The sequence below is a fragment of the Streptomyces sp. NPDC006551 genome (assembly GCF_040611675.1).
Lineage (GTDB): Bacteria > Actinomycetota > Actinomycetes > Streptomycetales > Streptomycetaceae > Streptomyces.
This window is the reverse complement of record NZ_JBEXOT010000003.1, coordinates 316270-333015: the sequence shown is the minus strand read 5'-3', so window position 1 is coordinate 333015 and position 16746 is coordinate 316270. Positions and strand designations below refer to the sequence as shown.

Here is a 16746-nt window from a genome sequence, read left to right as displayed (position 1 = left end):
CATGTCTGTCATGTGCTGCTGTCAGTGCCGGTCCCCAGCACATCACATAACGCACGCACTCCGTCACCGTTCGTCGCGAATTGACGTGAACGGAAGGCGGACTTCCGGTCGACGGCCGGTTGGGGCACGGCTCAGACGAGACGGACGGGCTTCTCCGGGCGGACGCCGGTCTCGGTGAGCCAGGCACGCAGGGGCTCGGGGTCGCCGTCCTCGACGAGGGCCATGACGCGGGCCGGAAGGTCGGTGCTGCGCGCGCCGTCGACGAGGAGCGCGGGTCCGTCGAGCCAGTCGAGGCCGGGGGCGGCCCCTGCCGTGTCGACGGCGGCGCAGCAGACCATCGCGGTCACGTGGTCCGCCAGCAGGTCGCGCCCGGTCCGGGGCGGCTGCAGCGGGAAGAGCGGCAGCTGGTCGGCTCCGGCCGTGCCCAGGGCCGCGGCGGCGTGCGGCCCAGGCGGGGTGGCGGGGGCGGGCCTGGCGGCCTCCTCGCGGGCGACGTGGGCGGTGAGTGCGGCGGCGAGGGAGTCGGCGGCGGGCGTGGTGAGGACGGGCGGGGCGGGGTCGGCGGCGTCGGGGAGCGTGGTGTCGGCGTCGGCGGCGACGGGGGCCGTGGTGTCGGCGTGGGCAGCGACGGGGAGGGGGGTGCCGGGGTCGGGGGCGCCGGGGTCGGGGGCGCCGGGGGACGGGGCCGGATCGGCCTGGGCCGGGGCGGGGTCCGGGAGGCGGTCACCGGCTGCCGGGTCCGCCGCGTCCGCCGCAGTGGACGGGCCGGGCGTCGCGAGGTGGGCCATCACGCGGGTGAGGGTGGGGCCGTCGGCGGTCGTGCGGCCGGCCGGCCCCGGGGGCAGCACGCCCATTTCGTCGAGAACCTCGTGCAGGCGGGCGGCGTCCATGCGCCATTTACGGTCCACCACCTCCTCCGGGTACTGGTTCCAGTCCACCGGGGACCACTCCGGGCCGGCCTCCGCCGGGCCGCCGTGGAAGAGCCGGGCGGCGAGCAGCGAGGCCGCCTCGTCGACCGCGCCGGGCTGCTCGAGCAGGTCGCAGGCCGGGCGCTCGCCGAGCCGGGTGGCGAAGCCCTCGGCGAGCCGGTCGCGGCGGGAGAGCTCGGTGAGGGCGGCGACCACACCCACGTCGAGGCTCGACGGCCAGCGGCCCATCCGCCAGGCGGGCAGCGCGACGCGGGTGAGCAACCGGTCCCAGCCCGCGTAGGCGAGGCCGACCTGCTCCTGGGCGACGATCCGGATGCCGTAGTCCACCGCCTGGGCGCGTTCGGAGCCCGCCGCGGCGACCCCGCGCTCCATCTCGGCGGCATGGCCCCGGCAGCTGCGCAGCAGGAGCCGGGCGACCCGCCCGACCCCGTGCGCGCCGAGCCGGCGGACCGGATCGAGCCGGGGGCTGCGGGGCGAGGCGACAGCGGCGTCCAGGCCCTGCACGAAGCGGCGGGCGGCGGCTATGTCGGGGTGCGCGGCCGGGGCCGTACCGGCGACGACCGGGGCGAGGACCGCCCGCAGTTCGCCGACGCGCATCCACCACAGGAAGGGCGAGCCGATGACCAGGACCGGCGCGTCGGAGGAGCGCCGCAGCCCGGGCGTACGGCCGTGCGCCGGGTGCGTGCGGTCCTCGAGCCAGCTGTCGCAGTCCGGGGTCAGGGCTATCGCGGAGGGTGCGGGGACGTCGAGCCGGTCGGCCAGTTCCCGGACCATCCGGTAGAGATCGGGGGCGGCGGACTCCGCGAGCTCCACGGTCGGCGTGACGGCGGGCCGGGCCCGCGCGACGACCAGCGCGACGGCCGCGGCGGCGAGGAGGACGACCAGGGCGACGACGGTCACGACCCAGCGGGCCGCGTCCCAGCCGCCGCCCGTGAGATGGCCGGTGACACCCCCCGCGTACAGGATCACGGCCGCGGCGGCGGGGAGCAGCGCTACGGCCAGTGCCCTGCCGCGGACACGGAGCACGGCGAGCGCCCGGGTGCGCGCGGCGCGCGCGCCCATCTCCTCGCCGACAACGGAACCGGTACCGGACACGCCGTACATCACCCCCTCCTGCCCACGTCGGGACTGCCTGTGGCGGTGTTGCTCACTCCCCCACTGTGGCACCCGCCACTGACATCGCAATGCCGGTGGGCCAAGTGCCGGAACGCCTTCGCCGCACCCTAGTTGGGGCTTCGGCGGGCGTCATCCGGATGGCTCAGCCGTCACTCGATGGAATGGCTTTGGGTAAAGGTGGTGACGCGCAGGCGTGCTTAGGGGTTCACTCCCCGGCCGCCTTGCGCGCGATGTCCGTACGGTGCTGGGAGCCGTCCAGACGGATGCGGCCGACCGCCGCGTACGCCCGTCGGCGGGCCTCCACCAGGTCCTTGCCGGTCGCCGTGACCGAGAGGACACGGCCACCGGCGCTCACGATCGCGTCGCCGTCCCGCTTCGTCCCGGCGTGCAGGACGTACGCGTGCGGAGCGTCCTGTGCCGCGACCTCGTCGAGGCCCTCGATCGGGTCGCCCGTACGCGGGGTGCCGGGGTAGTTGTGCGAGGCGACGACCACGGTCACGGCGGCCTCGTCGCGCCAGGTGAGCGGGGGCTCGTTGTCGAGGGTGCCGTTGGCGGCGTTCAGCAGGACGCCCGCCAGCGGGGTCTTCAGACGGGCGAGGACCACCTGGGTCTCCGGGTCGCCGAAGCGGGCGTTGAACTCGATGACCCGGACGCCCCGGCCGGTGATGGCCAGACCCGCGTACAGCAGGCCCTGGAACGGCGTTCCGCGGCGGCGCAGCTCGTCCACCGTGGGCTGCAGGACGGTGGCCATGACCTCGTCGACCAGCTTGGGGTCCGCCCACGGCAGCGGGGAGTACGCGCCCATGCCGCCGGTGTTCGGGCCCTCGTCACCGTCGAGCGCGCGCTTGAAGTCCTGCGCGGGGGTGAGGGGGAGGACGGTGACCCCGTCGGTGATCGCGAAGAGGGAGACCTCCGGGCCGTCGAGGTACTCCTCGATGACGACGCGGCCGCAGGAGAGCGCGTGCGCGCGGGCCTGCTCGACGTCCTCGGTGACGACGACGCCCTTGCCGGCGGCCAGGCCGTCGTCCTTGACGACGTACGGAGCGCCGAACGCGTCCAGCGCCGCGTCGATCTCCTCCGGGGTGGTGCAGACGTAGCTGCGGGCGGTGGGCACGTTGGCACCCGCCATGACGTCCTTGGCGAACGCCTTGGAGCCCTCCAGCCGCGCCGCCTCCTCGGACGGGCCGAAGCAGGGGACGCCGGCCGCGCGGACGGCGTCGGCGACACCGGCGACGAGCGGCGCCTCCGGGCCGACGACCACGAGATCGGCTCCGAGGCCGGTCGCGAGTCGGGCGACGGCTTCGCCGTCCAGCTGGTCGACGGGGTGCAGCTCGGCGACCTCCGCGATTCCGGCGTTGCCGGGCGCGCAGTGCAGAGCGGTGACGTCGGGATCGAGGGAGAGAGAGCGGCACAGGGCATGTTCGCGGGCGCCGCCGCCGATGACGAGGACCTTCACGCCAGCCAGGGTAGCCCGCGGGGCGGGATGCCCCTTGTGCGGGCCACCGAGCGAGACGGTCCTACTCGTTCGTGTATTCCTCCACAACCGTGGCCCCGAGCTCGCGCACGATCAGCTCGTGGCCGGAGAGCGCGGAGTCGACGAGGTCCGGATCGTCCTCCTCCGGCACGTCGTCCTCGGGCGCGACGGACCGCGGCACGGAGGGCGCCTGTGGCGCCTGCGCCCCCTGCCGCGTTTGCGGCGCTTGCGGCGCTTGTACGGGGGCGGGCGCGGCGGGCTGGGAGGCGGAGCGGGCCTGGGGCGCGGACCCGGGACCGGGTCCCGCGGGCTGCTGGGCGGGCGCGGGGGCCGGGGCGTACTGCTGCTGCGACGGGGCGGGGGCCTGCGGCGGTCGTCCGCCGCCGAAGTTGGGCGCGGCCGGCGGGGGCGAGACGCCGCCCGACGGGTCGATGATCGCCTCGATCTTCCACTGGACGTTGAACTGCTCGGCCAGCGCCTGCTTGAGCACGTCCTCGCTGCCGCTGCTCGCGAAGTTGTCCCGGGCGCCGGCGTTGAGGAAGCCGAGCTGGAGGGTGGTGCCGTCGAATCCGGCGACCTGGGCGTTCTGACTGAGCAGGATCCAGGTGAACCGGCGCCGGTTCTTGACCGCTTCGAGGATCGACGGCCACATGTTCCGCACCTGGGCGGCGCCCTGCGCCATGTCCCCGGCGGGGGCGGCCGGAGCGGCCGCCTGCGGGGTGGGCGCCGGGGCCTGGGGTGCGGGGGCGGCGGCAGGGCTGGAGGCTCCCGGCCAGGCCCCGGGCGCGGCGGCTCCGGGCTTGGCTGCGCCGGGCCACGCGCCGGGGCGGGGCGCGTCGGCGGCGGCCTGCGCGGGGGCGGGAGCGGGGGCCGGGGCGGGTTGGGCGGGAGCCGGGGCGGGCGTGGACTGTGCCGGGGCGGGCGTGGACTGTGCCGGGGCGGGCGTGGGCTGTGCCGGGGCCGGGGGCGCGGGTGTCATGGCATGGGCCTCGGGGGCGGGGACGTACCCCATGGCGGGCGCCGGCGAGCTGGTCGTGAAGACGGGCGCCGGCATGGCCGCACCGCGCTCGAGCCGGTCGAGCCGGGCCTGGACCGACCGCTCGTCGTCGAAAGCGGCGGGCAGCAGCACGCGCGCGCAGATCAGCTCCAGCTGCAGCCGCGGCGACGTGGCGCCGCGCATCTCCGTGAGCCCGGTGTTGACCAGGTCGGCCGCCCTGCTGAGCTCGGCGGCGCCGAAGACGGACGCCTGGGCCTGCATCCGCTCGACGACGTCCACGGGAGCGTCGATGAGCCCCTTCTCGGCGGCGTCGGGGACGGCGGCGAGGATCACCAGATCACGCAGCCGCTCCAGCAGATCGGCGACGAAGCGCCGGGGGTCGTTGCCACCCTCGACGACCCGGTCGACGACCTCGAACGCGGCGGCCCCGTCACCGGCCGCGAAGGCGTCGACGACGGAGTCGAGCAGCGAGCCGTCCGTATAGCCGAGAAGAGACGTGGCCATGGCGTATGTCACACCGTCGTCGGCGGCGGCGGCCAGCAGCTGGTCCATGACGGACATCGAGTCACGCACGGACCCGGCGCCGGCCCGCACGACGAGGGGCAGGACCCCGTCCTCGACGGGAATGCCCTCACGGCCGCAGACCTCGCCCAGATAGTCCCGCAGGGTGCCGGGCGGCACGAGCCGGAAGGGGTAGTGGTGCGTCCGCGACCGGATGGTCCCGATGACCTTCTCGGGCTCGGTCGTCGCGAAGATGAACTTGAGGTGCTCCGGCGGCTCCTCGACCACCTTCAGCAGGGCGTTGAAGCCCGCCGAGGTGACCATGTGCGCCTCGTCGATGATGTAGATCTTGTACCGGCTCGACGCCGGTCCGAAGAACGCCTTTTCGCGCAGGTCACGGGCGTCGTCGACGCCACCGTGGGAAGCCGCGTCGATCTCGATGACATCGATCGACCCCGGGCCGTTGCGCGCCAGGTCCCGGCACGACTGGCACTCGCCGCAGGGGGTGGGCGTCGGCCCCTGCTCGCAGTTCAGACACCGCGCGAGGATCCGTGCGCTGGTCGTCTTGCCGCAGCCACGGGGTCCGCTGAACAGGTACGCGTGATTGACCCGGTTGTTCCGCAGGGCCTGCTGCAACGGGTCGGTGACATGCTCCTGCCCGATGACCTCGGCGAAGGACTCGGGGCGGTAGCGGCGGTACAGCGCGAGAGACGACACGTATACGAGGTTATAGGCGCCCACCGACAACCCGTCCCGTGAAGCCCGGCCCCGGCCCTCCGGCCCCTGAGAACGCAAGCGCCCCTCACGCACCCGCCAGAGCCGACCTACCCTTGCTGCCTTCCGGCCCTGGGGGAGTTCAGTCAGATAGCGCCACGTGAGGGGCTCCGCCAAGGGTACCCGATTCCGAGGGCCCCGTGGTCCCCCCGATCCCCTCCGACGGACCTCGGGGACCGGTCCCGCGGATCAGGTTCGCGAGCACTCCTCAACGTCTTGTATTGTTTGCGGCGGAGGATTCGCCTAGAGGCCTAGGGCGCACGCTTGGAAAGCGTGTTGGGGGCAACCCCTCACGAGTTCGAATCTCGTATCCTCCGCCAGTGCCTCACCGGGCACTTGAAGGCCCCGACCGGGAAACCGGCCGGGGCCTTCTGCATGCCCTGGTCTCACTCCCGGAACGTCGAAGGGCCCCGCTGCTTGCAGCGGGGCCCTTCGACGTTCCCCGTCTCGGCCCTACGGCCTGCCTGACCGTGGCCGGCCTCAGGGGCGAGGGACGGGGGCGGGTACGGAGTGGAGGACCTGTGCCAGGGAAGCGGGCCGAGGGCCCCGGAGTCGGGGCCCCGTACAGCCGTGGCCTCACGGGGGGCATCGGTCGGCTGCTCTGCCTGGGCAGTTGTGCCACGAGTCGCCCACGCGGCGTGCGGGGGCGATTTCGGAACGTCCCCGGCCGCAGGTTCCGGCTGCATTCCGAGAATCCCCCGAAGCCGGTTTCATATCCGCCGCCGAATCATCGCTCATTCTTCACAGGATCACCGTCCGACGGATTCGGTCAGAGGCGACGTATCCGCGTCGCTATTCCGTGGCCGACCAGCAGATAGATCACGGCGGGCAGACCGTAGTTGAGGAGAACGCGAAGGCCGTCCGAGTCCATCGTGAAGATGTCCCGCGACCACCACCCCAGCCAGTCGGCAACGTCCTTCACGAACCCGACGAAGACGTTCGACTGGTTCGCTTCGAGCAGGTACAGCAGGATCCACAGGCCCAGGAACACGGCGGCGATATCGGCGAGAGTGTGGATGACCAGGGCGGCTCGCCGGGGAGCGGAGCCGTCCCCGGCGCCTCCGGACCGGCGGCTCCGCCCCTGGTCGCGGTCGACGTGCTGAGGGTCGTACAGGGGCTCGCTGTGACTCACGGAATTCCAATCTGACACGGACGCGGGCACCGCCTCGACGGTGTGAAAGCGCGGCCACGACAGCGGTTTCCCCTGTGCGCTGGGATTTCCTGATCATGGCCGCGTGCGGGGCATTTTTCGTACCCCTGTCCAAAACTGCGCCACATCCGGGTGCCGCGTTACATGTCACCGCGATTCATCCCCGTACAGGAGGCTACGAGAATTCGGCGGCAACGGGGCGCGAGAACCGCTTGTCAGGCCGCCCGGCGCGGATCGTCCTTCCTCTCGGGGGAGCCGCGCCCGCGACAGCCGTGGCGCTCGTCCGTCACTCCTCGCTCTTCCTCCTGCTGTCCGCCTCGCGGGCGCGGGCCTCGTCCTTCTCCTTGTCGGCCTCGACCCCGGTCAGGGGCTCACCGCTGCCGGTGCCCGCACGGTGGTATCCCTCCCGGGCGCCGGCGGTGCCGGGTACGACGCGTTCCTGTGCCTGGCGCTCCGAGCCCGAGGAGGCGCCCGGTTGCTCCTCGTCGCGCGCCCGCGCGAACCGGTCCTTGCGCGGGGCGGCGTCGGGCGTGTTCTCGCTCATGTCGTGTCCTTCCGCCTGACGAGTGCGTCCGGAGCGCGGCTGCCCGTGAAAGGGGACCGGAAACGGCAGGGCGGGCCGCGGGGCGCATGGGCGGGGCGAGGGAGGGAAGGCGCCGCGTGGAATGGGATGACCGGAGGTGACCATGCCAGGACGAGAGGAGCTTCCCTCGACGCTGGAGCGCTCGCCCGAGGAGGCGCAGCGCACCTGGATCAAGGCCCATGACTCGGCCGTGGAGCAGTACGGGGAGGGCGAACGGGCCCACCGGGTCGCCTTCAGCGCGCTCAAGCACACGTACGAGAAGGTCGGCGACCACTGGGAGCGCAAGGAGCACGGGCGCAAGGGCCCGTCCGACCCGCGGGCCGCGACGCCCCGGGAGCGGCCGGCCCGCAGCGGTGAAGGCGTCGACGAGGGCGCCACCAAGCAGCACCTGTACGACCTGGCCCAGCGTCTGGACATCAGCGGCCGTTCCCGGATGAGCAGGTCCGAACTGCTGGAAGCGATCCGTAAGGAGAACCGGTCGCGGACGCGCGAGGCGCGTTCCCGGTAGACCGGGGGCCCGCCCTACCCGTCCTGGGACGGGTACAGGGCGGGCCCCACCCCCTTCACCCCGTCACGCCGTCACGCGTCCGGGTCTCGTCACCGCCTCCCGTCCCGCCCGGCGGTCACTCCTGCGAGTCGTCCGCCAGAACGACCAGCGTCTGGTCCGCCGCCACCAGGTCGTCGAGTGCGCACCTGACCTCGGCCACCACTCCCGAGAACGGGGCCAGGATGCGGTTCTCCATCTTCATCGCCTCGACGATCGCCAGAACCGCCCCCTCCTCGACCCTGTCCCCCACCGCGCAGGTCACGCCGACGACCGAGCCCGGCATGGTCGTCTTCACCTCGTTGCCGACGCTCTCCGCGTCGGCCTGCGCGAACGTCGGAAGGGACAGGACCGTGCGGTAACCGTCGACGTTGACCTCGAAACCGTCGGCCGTCCGCGTGCCCGACCAGGCGCTGTCGCCCACCCTGCCGCGGAAGAGGCCGTTCCGGCTGGTGACGTCGACGCTGAACGGCTGCCCCTCCACTCGGCACCGCACCCCGGACGGGCGCAGACCGAGCAGCGTGGCCCGCAGATCCCGCCGACCGTCGCGCACCACCACCGCGCCCAGGGGCGCGGCCGGGTCCAGGGCGCCCCGGTCGAGCGCACCGGCGGAGCCGTGCCAGGGAGAGGCCGGTCCCCGGGCCGGCAACGGCACCTCCATCGCCGCGGCGCACGCCGCGGCCCGGCAGCTGCGGTCGACCTGGCCCCGCTCGGCCACCATCCCGTTGACCAGGTGGGTGTCGAGGCGTCCGGCGACGACCCGCGGTTCGCTCAGCAGGTCGCCGAGGAACCCCAGATTGGTCGTCAGCCCCATCACGGCCGTGGCGCGCACCGCGTCGGTGAGGGTGCGCAGCGCGGCCGCGCGGTCCGGCCCGTGGGACACCAGCTTGGCGATCATCGGGTCGTAGAAGGAGGAGACCTCACCGGCCCGGTCGAAGGCGGCCTCGACTCGTACCCCGTCGGGCCACTCCACCCGGTCCGCACGGCCCGGCGCCGGCCGGAAGGACTCGTCCGGGTCCTCCGCGTACACACGGCATTCGATCGCGTGCCCCGTCGCGGTGATCTCGTGCTGGGCCAGCGGCAACCGCTCTCCCGCGGCGACGCGCAACTGCCACTCCACCAGGTCGACACCGGTGATCTCCTCCGTGACGGGGTGCTCCACCTGGAGGCGCGTGTTGGCTTCGAGGAAGTAGAACGTGTCGTCGGAGTCGAGGATGAACTCGAAGGTCCCGGCGTTGACGTAGCCGAGCGCCTTCGCGCCGCGCAGGGCGGAGTCCAGCAGCGCGGCGCGCACGTCGGCCGGGAGCCCGGCCGCCGGGGCCTCCTCGACGACCTTCTGGTGCCTGCGCTGGAGCGAGCACTCCCGCTCGAAGAGGTGCACGACCTGGCCGTGGGTGTCTCCGAAGACCTGCACCTCGATGTGGCGCGGCCGGGGGACGTAGCGCTCGGCGAGCAGGCGCCCGTCGCCGAAGCTGCTGCGGCCGAGCCTGACGGCCGCGGCCACGGCCTGGGCCAGGTCGTCCGGGTGGTGGACGACCTGCATGCCCTTGCCGCCGCCTCCGGCGACCGGCTTGAGGATCACCGGGTAACCGATGCGTTCCGCGTCGGCGGCCAGCTCGTCCAGTTCTTCGCCGGCATGCTCCGAGCCGGGCAGGACCGGGACGCCGGCGGCGGCCATCAGGGTCCGCGCGGTCGCCTTGTCCCCCATGGCCGCGATCGTCTCCGCGTCCGGACCGATCAGGACGAGGCCCGCCTCCGCGACGGCGGCCGCGAACGCGGGGCTCTCGGAGAGGAATCCGTAACCGGGGTGCACGGCGTCGCATCCCGTGCGCAGCGCCGCCTCGATGAGACCTTCGATCCGGAGGTAGCTGTCGGTGGCGGGGCCGGGGCCCAGCCGGACCTGTTCGAACGCACCCTCCAGGTGGGCGGCGGAACGGTCGGCGTCGGAGTGTACGGCCACGTACTCCACGTCGAGGCGACGGCACGTACGGGCGATCCTGCGCGCGATTTCGCCACGGTTGGCGATCAGGACTCGTTTCAGCATCTCCATCACATCCTGAACACGCCGAAGCGCGTCTCCTGCTGAGGGCCGTCGGCTGCCATGGCCAGACAGAGGGTGAGCCACTCACGGGTGTCGGTCGGGTCCACCACGGCGTCCACCCACATGCGCGCCGCGTAGTACAGCGGGTGGGACTGGCGCTCGTAGGTGTCGATGATCGGCTGCTTGATGGCCGCCTCCTCCTCGGCGGAGAGGGTCCGGCCCTCCTTGGCGAGCTGGTCGCCGCGGATCAGCGCCATCACGGTCGCGGTCTGCTCCCCGCCCACGGCGGTCGACTTGGCGCTCGGCCACATCGCCATCATCCGCGGCCCCATCGAGCGGCCGCACATGGCGAAGTTCCCGGCTCCGAAGCTGCCGCCGATCACCAGGCTGAACTTGGGCACCTTGGCGCAGGAGACGGCGTTGACCAGCTTGGCGCCGTGCTTGGCGATACCGGCCGCCTCGTACTCGGCGCCGACCATGAAGCCGTTGATGTTGTGCAGGAACAGCAGCGGGATGTCGCGCTGGACGCAGAGCTCGATGAAGTTGGCGGCCTTCTGGGCGCTTTCGGGGAACAGGACGCCGTCGTTGATCACCACGCCGACCGGGTAGCCGCCGATGTGCCCGGTGCCGCACACGATGGTCGGCCCGTACCGGCTGCGGTACTCCACGAACTCGCTGCCGTCCAGGAGCCGTGCCAGCACTTCGCGTGCCGGGATGTGCTCACGGAGACTGGCGCTGATGATGCCGGGCAGCTCCGCCGGGTCGTACAGCGGCGGGCGCGGTTCGCGCGGCGGCGCCGACACCGCCGTCCTGCTGTTGCGGACGGCGATCTCGCGCACCAGCTCGATCGCGTGCTCGTCGTTCTCGGCGAGGTGATCGGCTACACCGGTGGTACGGGTGTGCAGGTCCGCGCCGCCCAGCGTCTCGGCGTCCACGATCTCGCCCGTCGCCGCACGCACCAGCTGCGGTCCGCCGAGGAAGATGGTGCCGTTGCCGCGGACGATCACCGCCTCGTCGCACATGGCCGGGATGTAGGCGCCGCCGGCCGTGCACGAGCCCATCACCGCGGCGATCTGCGGCAGCCCGAGGGCGGACATCTCGGCGATGTTCCGGAACATCCGTCCCAGGTGGTACTCGTCGGGGAAGAGGTCCTCCTGCAAGGGCAGGTAGATGCCGCCGGAGTCGACCAGGTAGACGCACGGGAGCCCGTTCTGCCTGGCCACCTTCTGGGCCCGCAGCTGTTTCTGCACGGTGAGCGGGAAGTACGTGCCTCCCTTCACGGTCGCGTCGTTGGCGAAGACCATGGTCGGCCGCCCGCCGACCGTACCCACACCGGTGACCAGCGCGGCGGAGGGAACGGGTTCGTCGTACACGTCGTGCGCGGCGAGCTGTCCGATCTCCAGGAACGGCGTCCCCGGGTCGAGCAGCCGCATCACCCGCTGGCGGGCGGTGAGTTTGCCGCGCTCGGCGTGTCTGCGATGGGCCTTGTCGTTGCCGCCGGCGAGAGCGGCGGCGCGCGCCTCCGCGATGACGGCGCGCTTGTCGTCGAATGCGTCGACATTGCGGCGGAACGTTTCGGACGAGGTGTCGATGTGGGAGCGAAGGATCGTCATCGGCAGGTGCTGACCGCTCTCGGTTCGGGAAGGAGGTGCCACTGAGTCGGGTGGAAGGTGCCGCCGGGCCAGGCGGAAGACGTCACCGATCACAGGGCAGGTGTCACTGGGTCAGGTGGAAGGGGAGGTGGCGCGACGGCTCACCAGGAGCAGGGCCAGCGCGCTGATACCGGTCGCCACGGCCGCCCACACGAGGTCGACGTGCAGCCACACGGCCGCCACGGAGATGACACCGGCGATCGACTGGGCGACGAAGCCGCACAGTGCCACCGCATAGGCGCCGTGTGCGGGGACGGCGGTCACCGCGACCGCCATGCTGCTGGGGAACAGGGCCGCCTGGCCGAAGGTCGTGGCGCAGTAGAGCGCGACGAACACCACCAGGGCGGCCGTCGTGGGCAGCCCGGGCACCAGCCAGAGCCCGAACATCAGCACCCCGGAGCCCGTCATCACCGCGGCGCCGAGGCGCATCAGCCAGGCCGAACCGACGGTGGAGACCAGCCGGTTCACCAGCATCGCTCCGGCGAAGTAGGCCAGTCCGAACAGCAGCCCGAGGTTGCCGTAGGCGGCCGCGCTGAGACCGAAGTGCTCCTGGGTCACGAACGGCGCCACCTCCTGCAGCAGGACGATGGTGGCGAACCCGAGCCCGCCCGCGACGGTCGGCAACAGGAACTTCCGTACGCCGAGGATGCCGAGGTAGATGCGCAGCATGCCGGTGGAGTCCCGCTTGTCCCGGCCTGGTTCCAGCGGCAGGGTCATCACACCGATCACCGCGACGGCGCCGACCGCGGCCAGGACCGCGAAACCGGCCCGCCAGTCCGCGTACCGGTCGATCAGACCGCCCAGGAACTGACCTCCGCCGAGCGCCGACACGAACGCGATCGACAACACCGACAGCCGGCGGGCGAGCGCGTCGCCGCCGCCGAGATCCCGTACGAAGATCCGGGCGATGATGGCCGCACCGCCGGCACCGATGCCCTGAACGGCACGGAGCGCCAGGAGCATGGTGACGGATTCGGTCACCACGAGCAGCACGCTGGAACCGACGAAGAGGACCAGCGAGGCGAGCACCGCCGCCCTTCGCCCGTACCGGTCGGCCGCCCGGCCCCAGAAGATCACGGGCGCGGCCGCGCCGATGACGAACAGCGACACCGACAGCGCGGCGAGACCGCGAGAGGCGTGCAGATCGTGGGCGACGGCCGGAAGGGCGGGCAGGTAGATGGTGGTGGCCATCTGCGCCATGAACACCAACAGACAGCCCACCAGAAGGGTGCGCCGTTCGGGCTTGGGCGGGGAGGGGGAGGGCGTGGCGGGCGGGGGCGTACCGGCCGGAGGGGCCGACTGGGGTGACTGGGGTGACTGGGGTGACTGCTGTTGCTCAGACATGGCGGTCCCTCAGCTCCTTGAGCTGACGGCAGAAGTCCTCGATCTCCGCCGTCGTCATGTTGGCGCGCAGCATCAGCCGCAGGCCCGCCTTGCCGCGCGCGATGACCGGGAAGAAGATCGGCGAGGCGTAGTACCCGCGTTCCAGCAGGGACTGCCCCAGCCGCACCGTGGCGTCCTCGGAACCGATGTCCACGAAACGGATCGGCAGCCCGTCGCCGCTCAGCGCGGTCGGCACAAGGCTGTCGAACAGGTCGACGTTGCTCTGCAACCGCTTCTGCAGCATGCCGAGTTCGTCGGAGCGGTGCAGCTCCGCCGAGGCCAGTACGGCCCCGAGGCCGGCGGTGTTGATCCGCTGGGACCACATCAGGGGGCCGCCGTTGCGCAGTGCCACGTCGCGCCGCTCTTGCGAGCCCCGGGGCCCGAGGAAGATGGCGCCGCCGGAAGCGCCGAAGCCCTTGTTCAGTGACGTGATGATCAGCGTACGGTCGTTGATCGCGCCCATGGTCTCGAGGACCACGCCACGGCCGTTGGTCCCGACGGTGGAGATGCCGTGGGCCTCGTCGAAGAAGAGGAACAGCCCGTACTTCTCCTGCAGCCGCAGCAGTTCCGCGACGGGGGCCTGGCCGCCCGTGCTGTAGACGCCGTCCGCGACGTAGGCGACCTGAGGGTGCTTCCGGCAGAGGTCTTCGAGGGCGTCGAGGTCGTTGTGGGGGATCGTGACGACTTCGGTCTCGTCGGCGACGTTCGCCTTCATGGCGTTGAGGCAGAAGTGGGCGTGCTTGTCGAACACCATCAGCGGGGGCGTCCCGCCGGTCAGCAGGCCGGAGGCGAGCAGGGGCAGGGCGGCCCAGGCCGCGGCGGCACAGGAGGCGACCGTGACGGCCTCGACGTCGAACAGCTCGGAGAGCGCGTCCTCGGCGTCCTTGAGGGCGGCGAAGCGGATCCGCATCCGGGAGGTCGAGGTGTTGAGCGCTCCCTCGGCGAGCACGGCGTCCGCGGCGGCACGGACGATCTTCGGGTGGGTGTCGAGCCCGAGATACGAGTACGACGACATGTTGACGAACTCGTGGCCGTCGGCGAGCGAGCGGTGCCGCCCGTCCCCCAGACCGGCCGCGACGATGTCGAACATGCCGGCCTCGGTGGTGACTTCCCAGAAGTCGTGGCTGATCTTCGCCGACTTCTTGATGTTCATGAATGTGTGCACAGCACGCTCCAGTGGGGATGTGGCGGGGGGGCCGGAGGCTTCGGGGCAGCGGGGATTTCAGAGAGCCGGCGGCTTCGGACGCCAGGCGCTCCAGAGCGCCGGGCTCCAGGACGCCGGGGCTCCGGGGATCCAAGAGGCCGGAGGCTGCGAGACGCGGGGGCGGGAGACGCGGGGGGGCGGGGGGAGACGCGGGGGGCGGGAGACGCCGGGCGCTCCGAGCGCGGCGCGCTAGAGGTCTCGCTAGGGGTACTCGTAGAAGCCGCGGCCCGTCTTGCGGCCGAGCAGTCCGGACTCGACCATGCGCGACAGCAGCGGCGGCGGCGCGTACAGCGGCTCGCGGAACTCGCCGTAGAGGGCCTCGGCGGCCGCGGCGACGACGTCGAGGCCGACCATGTCGCACAGGCGCAGCGGGCCCATCGGGTGACCACAGCCCAGTTGCATGCCCTGATCGACGACCTCGGCGGACGCGAAGCCCGACTCGACCATGCGCACCGCCGCGACCAGGTACGGCACGAGCAGGGCGTTCACCACGAACCCGCTGCGGTCACCGGACGGGATGGGCTGCTTCCCCAACTGCTCGGCGAGGAAGACCTCGACGCGATCGCGTACCGACTCGTCCGTGAGCAGCGTCGGCACCACCTCGACCAGCGGCATCGAACTCACCGGGTTGAAGAAGTGGATGCCGACGACGCGCTGCGGGTACGTGGCGACGCGGGCGAGGCGAGTGATGCTGATCGCCGAGGTGGTGGAGGCCAGCACGGCGTCCTCGTCGACCACCTTGTCGAGGGTGGCGAAGAGTTCGGTCTTGAGCGCCTCGTCCTCGGGGATGGCTTCGACCACCAACTGCCGGTCGGCGAGGTCCCCGAGGTCGGTGGTCACGGAGATCCGGGCGACCGCCGCGTCGCGCTCGGCCTCGGTCAGCTTCCCCTTGGCGACACGTCGGTCCAGCGAGGCCGCGATCCGTCGCGGCGCCGAGGTCAGCGAGGACTCACGGGACACGGCGACGCGGACGTCCAGCCCGCTGAGGGCGCAGAGTTCCGCGATACCGGCGCCCATCGTGCCCGATCCGACGACGGCCACGCGCTCGACTCGACGGGCGACGTCCTGGCCGCCGGTCGGGGTCTGGGCGGCGACGGTCCCTGTCGCGGTCGTCGCGGTCCCGTTCACGGCCGTACCGCCTGCTGCACGGCGGCGGCGCGGGAAGCCGAGACGGCGGTTCGGTGTCCGCCGTCGAAGCGGTTTCTTTTCGTGGCCTTGCTGAATGCGCGCACCGTCGTACTCCAGAGATTCTGCGAATGAGCTCCGCCGGGCAGCTCGTGACTGCCCCGGCGGATTTCGAAGAATTCCCAAGCGTTGTGCGCACTGTCAATCGGCAATTAACTGCCGGTTCCGCAATTCGGGCGAAGCCACCCAGAGCGGCGGTCCGGGAAAATTTGCCGGTCCATTCCCATTGAATCCTGCGAGGACCCCTGTGTATTCAGTTCCTGAGCACGACCACGAAGCGCAGCTGCTGGTGTCCCGCCGGGATCAGCACCTGGGTCACCACGTCGATCACTTCAGGAGACACATGCGGTAGCCGTAGCCGGAAGGTGTGCCCGTCCCGGTTGGCGACGACGCAGTTCCGACCGCGCCAGAACTCGGCGCAGTCCGGGTCGTGGAGGACGTCCCGGAGCAGGGCCATCAGATCGGGGTCGTCGGGGTGCTGCGCCATGGCGAACCGGACCATCGCCAGGTAGATCCGGGCATGGTGTTCCCAGTCGAGCAGCTGCTCACGCGCCTCCTCGGAGAGCAACACCCACCGGATGAGGTTGGCCGCCGGAGCGAGGACCCACGGAAACCACTCCGCCATCGTCCGGTTGTGACCGACGATGTTCCAGCAGCTGTCGACGAGGTAGGCGGGTCTGGGCAGCTGCCGGTCGAGCAGCGCTTGCAGGGGTGACAGATCCGGGGACTGCCGGGACACCGGCGGGGCGACGTACGGGGTGCCGCCGAGGGCGTAGAGGTAGAGCGTGGCCCGCTCGTCGGCGTCGAGCAGAAGCACGTCCGCCAACCCGGCCAGCACCCGCCGGTCCAGCCGGGGCAGGGCGCCCCGCTCCAGGTCGCGGTACCAGCGCTCGCTCATACCGACCCGTCCGGCGACTTCGATCTGTGGCAACGCTTTTCCGAGGCCGAGTCGCTCACCCGCCCGGGTGCGCCAACTGCGCAGCAATGCGCCGATTGCTGGGGGCTCCTCAACGCGCTCGGCAGTGTCCCCCGGGAGCACCATCGCCCTGTTCTCCGTTCTGTTTTGCTATTCGTTACGCCGACCCATCCCGATGGCGCCACGTGTGAATTGAATCACCACGGTGCAGTGCGTCGTCAGGCGAAGCTACTGGTCAGTAAAAAGATGCTATCCCGACCGCGGTCTCGCCCCGACGATCCACCGACGCCCGCGGAA

Annotated in this window: 12 protein-coding genes, 1 tRNA gene and 1 other RNA gene; 2 read left to right on the top strand and 12 right to left on the bottom strand. The window is 71.9% G+C overall.

Annotated elements, in window-relative coordinates:
* Window positions 1–131: 131 nt before the first annotated feature.
* The 4 genes from ABZY12_RS05965 to ffs form a co-directional block, all read right to left on the bottom strand.
* Window positions 132–2033 carry a hypothetical protein gene (locus tag ABZY12_RS05965; protein ID WP_356887564.1) on the bottom strand — a complete coding sequence of 634 codons (1902 nt, stop codon included), beginning with the start codon at window positions 2031–2033 and terminating at the stop codon, window positions 132–134.
* Between the two features lie 217 nt (window positions 2034–2250).
* Window positions 2251–3501, bottom strand: a complete 1251-nt coding sequence (gene purD / locus ABZY12_RS05960) for a phosphoribosylamine--glycine ligase (protein ID WP_356887562.1) — start codon at window positions 3499–3501, stop codon at window positions 2251–2253.
* Window positions 3502–3562: 61 nt separating this feature from the next.
* Window positions 3563–5734, bottom strand: coding sequence for a DNA polymerase III subunit gamma and tau (locus tag ABZY12_RS05955; protein ID WP_356887560.1), 2172 nt, complete (start codon window positions 5732–5734; stop codon window positions 3563–3565).
* A gap of 71 nt (window positions 5735–5805) precedes the next feature.
* Window positions 5806–5904: signal recognition particle sRNA small type (gene ffs / locus ABZY12_RS05950), an RNA gene on the bottom strand.
* 119 nt (window positions 5905–6023) lie between these two features.
* Between ffs and ABZY12_RS05945 the strand changes: the two genes are divergently transcribed.
* A tRNA-Ser gene (locus tag ABZY12_RS05945) sits at window positions 6024–6111 on the top strand.
* A gap of 449 nt (window positions 6112–6560) precedes the next feature.
* Here ABZY12_RS05945 and ABZY12_RS05940 read toward each other — a convergent pair.
* Together ABZY12_RS05940 and ABZY12_RS05935 are read right to left on the bottom strand one after the other, a co-directional pair.
* A complete protein-coding gene (locus ABZY12_RS05940) occupies window positions 6561–6923 on the bottom strand; it encodes a hypothetical protein (protein ID WP_356887558.1) in 363 nt (120 codons plus the stop codon).
* Between the two features lie 304 nt (window positions 6924–7227).
* Window positions 7228–7485: a hypothetical protein gene (locus tag ABZY12_RS05935; protein ID WP_356887556.1), complete on the bottom strand. Its 258-nt coding sequence runs from the start codon at window positions 7483–7485 to the stop codon at window positions 7228–7230.
* A 142-nt stretch (window positions 7486–7627) separates the two neighbouring features.
* On the opposite strand from ABZY12_RS05935, the gene ABZY12_RS05930 reads away from it, so the two are divergent.
* The gene (locus ABZY12_RS05930) at window positions 7628–8032 is read left to right on the top strand and encodes a ChaB family protein (protein ID WP_356887554.1); all 405 of its coding nucleotides are present in this window, start codon (window positions 7628–7630) and stop codon (window positions 8030–8032) included.
* Window positions 8033–8147: 115 nt separating this feature from the next.
* Here the strand turns inward: ABZY12_RS05930 and ABZY12_RS05925 are convergent, their stop codons facing one another.
* The 6 genes from ABZY12_RS05925 to ABZY12_RS05900 form a co-directional block, all read right to left on the bottom strand.
* Complete coding sequence (locus tag ABZY12_RS05925; RefSeq protein ID WP_356887552.1) at window positions 8148–10112, bottom strand: biotin carboxylase N-terminal domain-containing protein; 1965 nt, start codon at window positions 10110–10112, stop codon at window positions 8148–8150.
* 5 nt (window positions 10113–10117) lie between these two features.
* Window positions 10118–11722 carry a carboxyl transferase domain-containing protein gene (locus ABZY12_RS05920; protein WP_356887550.1) on the bottom strand — a complete coding sequence of 535 codons (1605 nt, stop codon included), beginning with the start codon at window positions 11720–11722 and terminating at the stop codon, window positions 10118–10120.
* 111 nt (window positions 11723–11833) lie between these two features.
* Window positions 11834–13105 (bottom strand): MFS transporter, encoded by a 1272-nt coding sequence (locus ABZY12_RS05915; RefSeq protein ID WP_356887548.1) that lies wholly within the window; start codon window positions 13103–13105, stop codon window positions 11834–11836.
* Window positions 13098–14309: an aminotransferase class I/II-fold pyridoxal phosphate-dependent enzyme gene (locus ABZY12_RS05910; protein WP_356887546.1), complete on the bottom strand. Its 1212-nt coding sequence runs from the start codon at window positions 14307–14309 to the stop codon at window positions 13098–13100. The genes ABZY12_RS05915 and ABZY12_RS05910 overlap by 8 nt, the downstream gene beginning before the upstream one ends.
* A gap of 240 nt (window positions 14310–14549) precedes the next feature.
* Complete coding sequence (locus ABZY12_RS05905; RefSeq protein ID WP_356887544.1) at window positions 14550–15476, bottom strand: 3-hydroxybutyryl-CoA dehydrogenase; 927 nt, start codon at window positions 15474–15476, stop codon at window positions 14550–14552.
* A 310-nt stretch (window positions 15477–15786) separates the two neighbouring features.
* Window positions 15787–16575 (bottom strand): helix-turn-helix transcriptional regulator, encoded by a 789-nt coding sequence (locus tag ABZY12_RS05900; protein WP_356887542.1) that lies wholly within the window; start codon window positions 16573–16575, stop codon window positions 15787–15789.
* Between the last annotated feature and the right edge of the window lie 171 nt (window positions 16576–16746).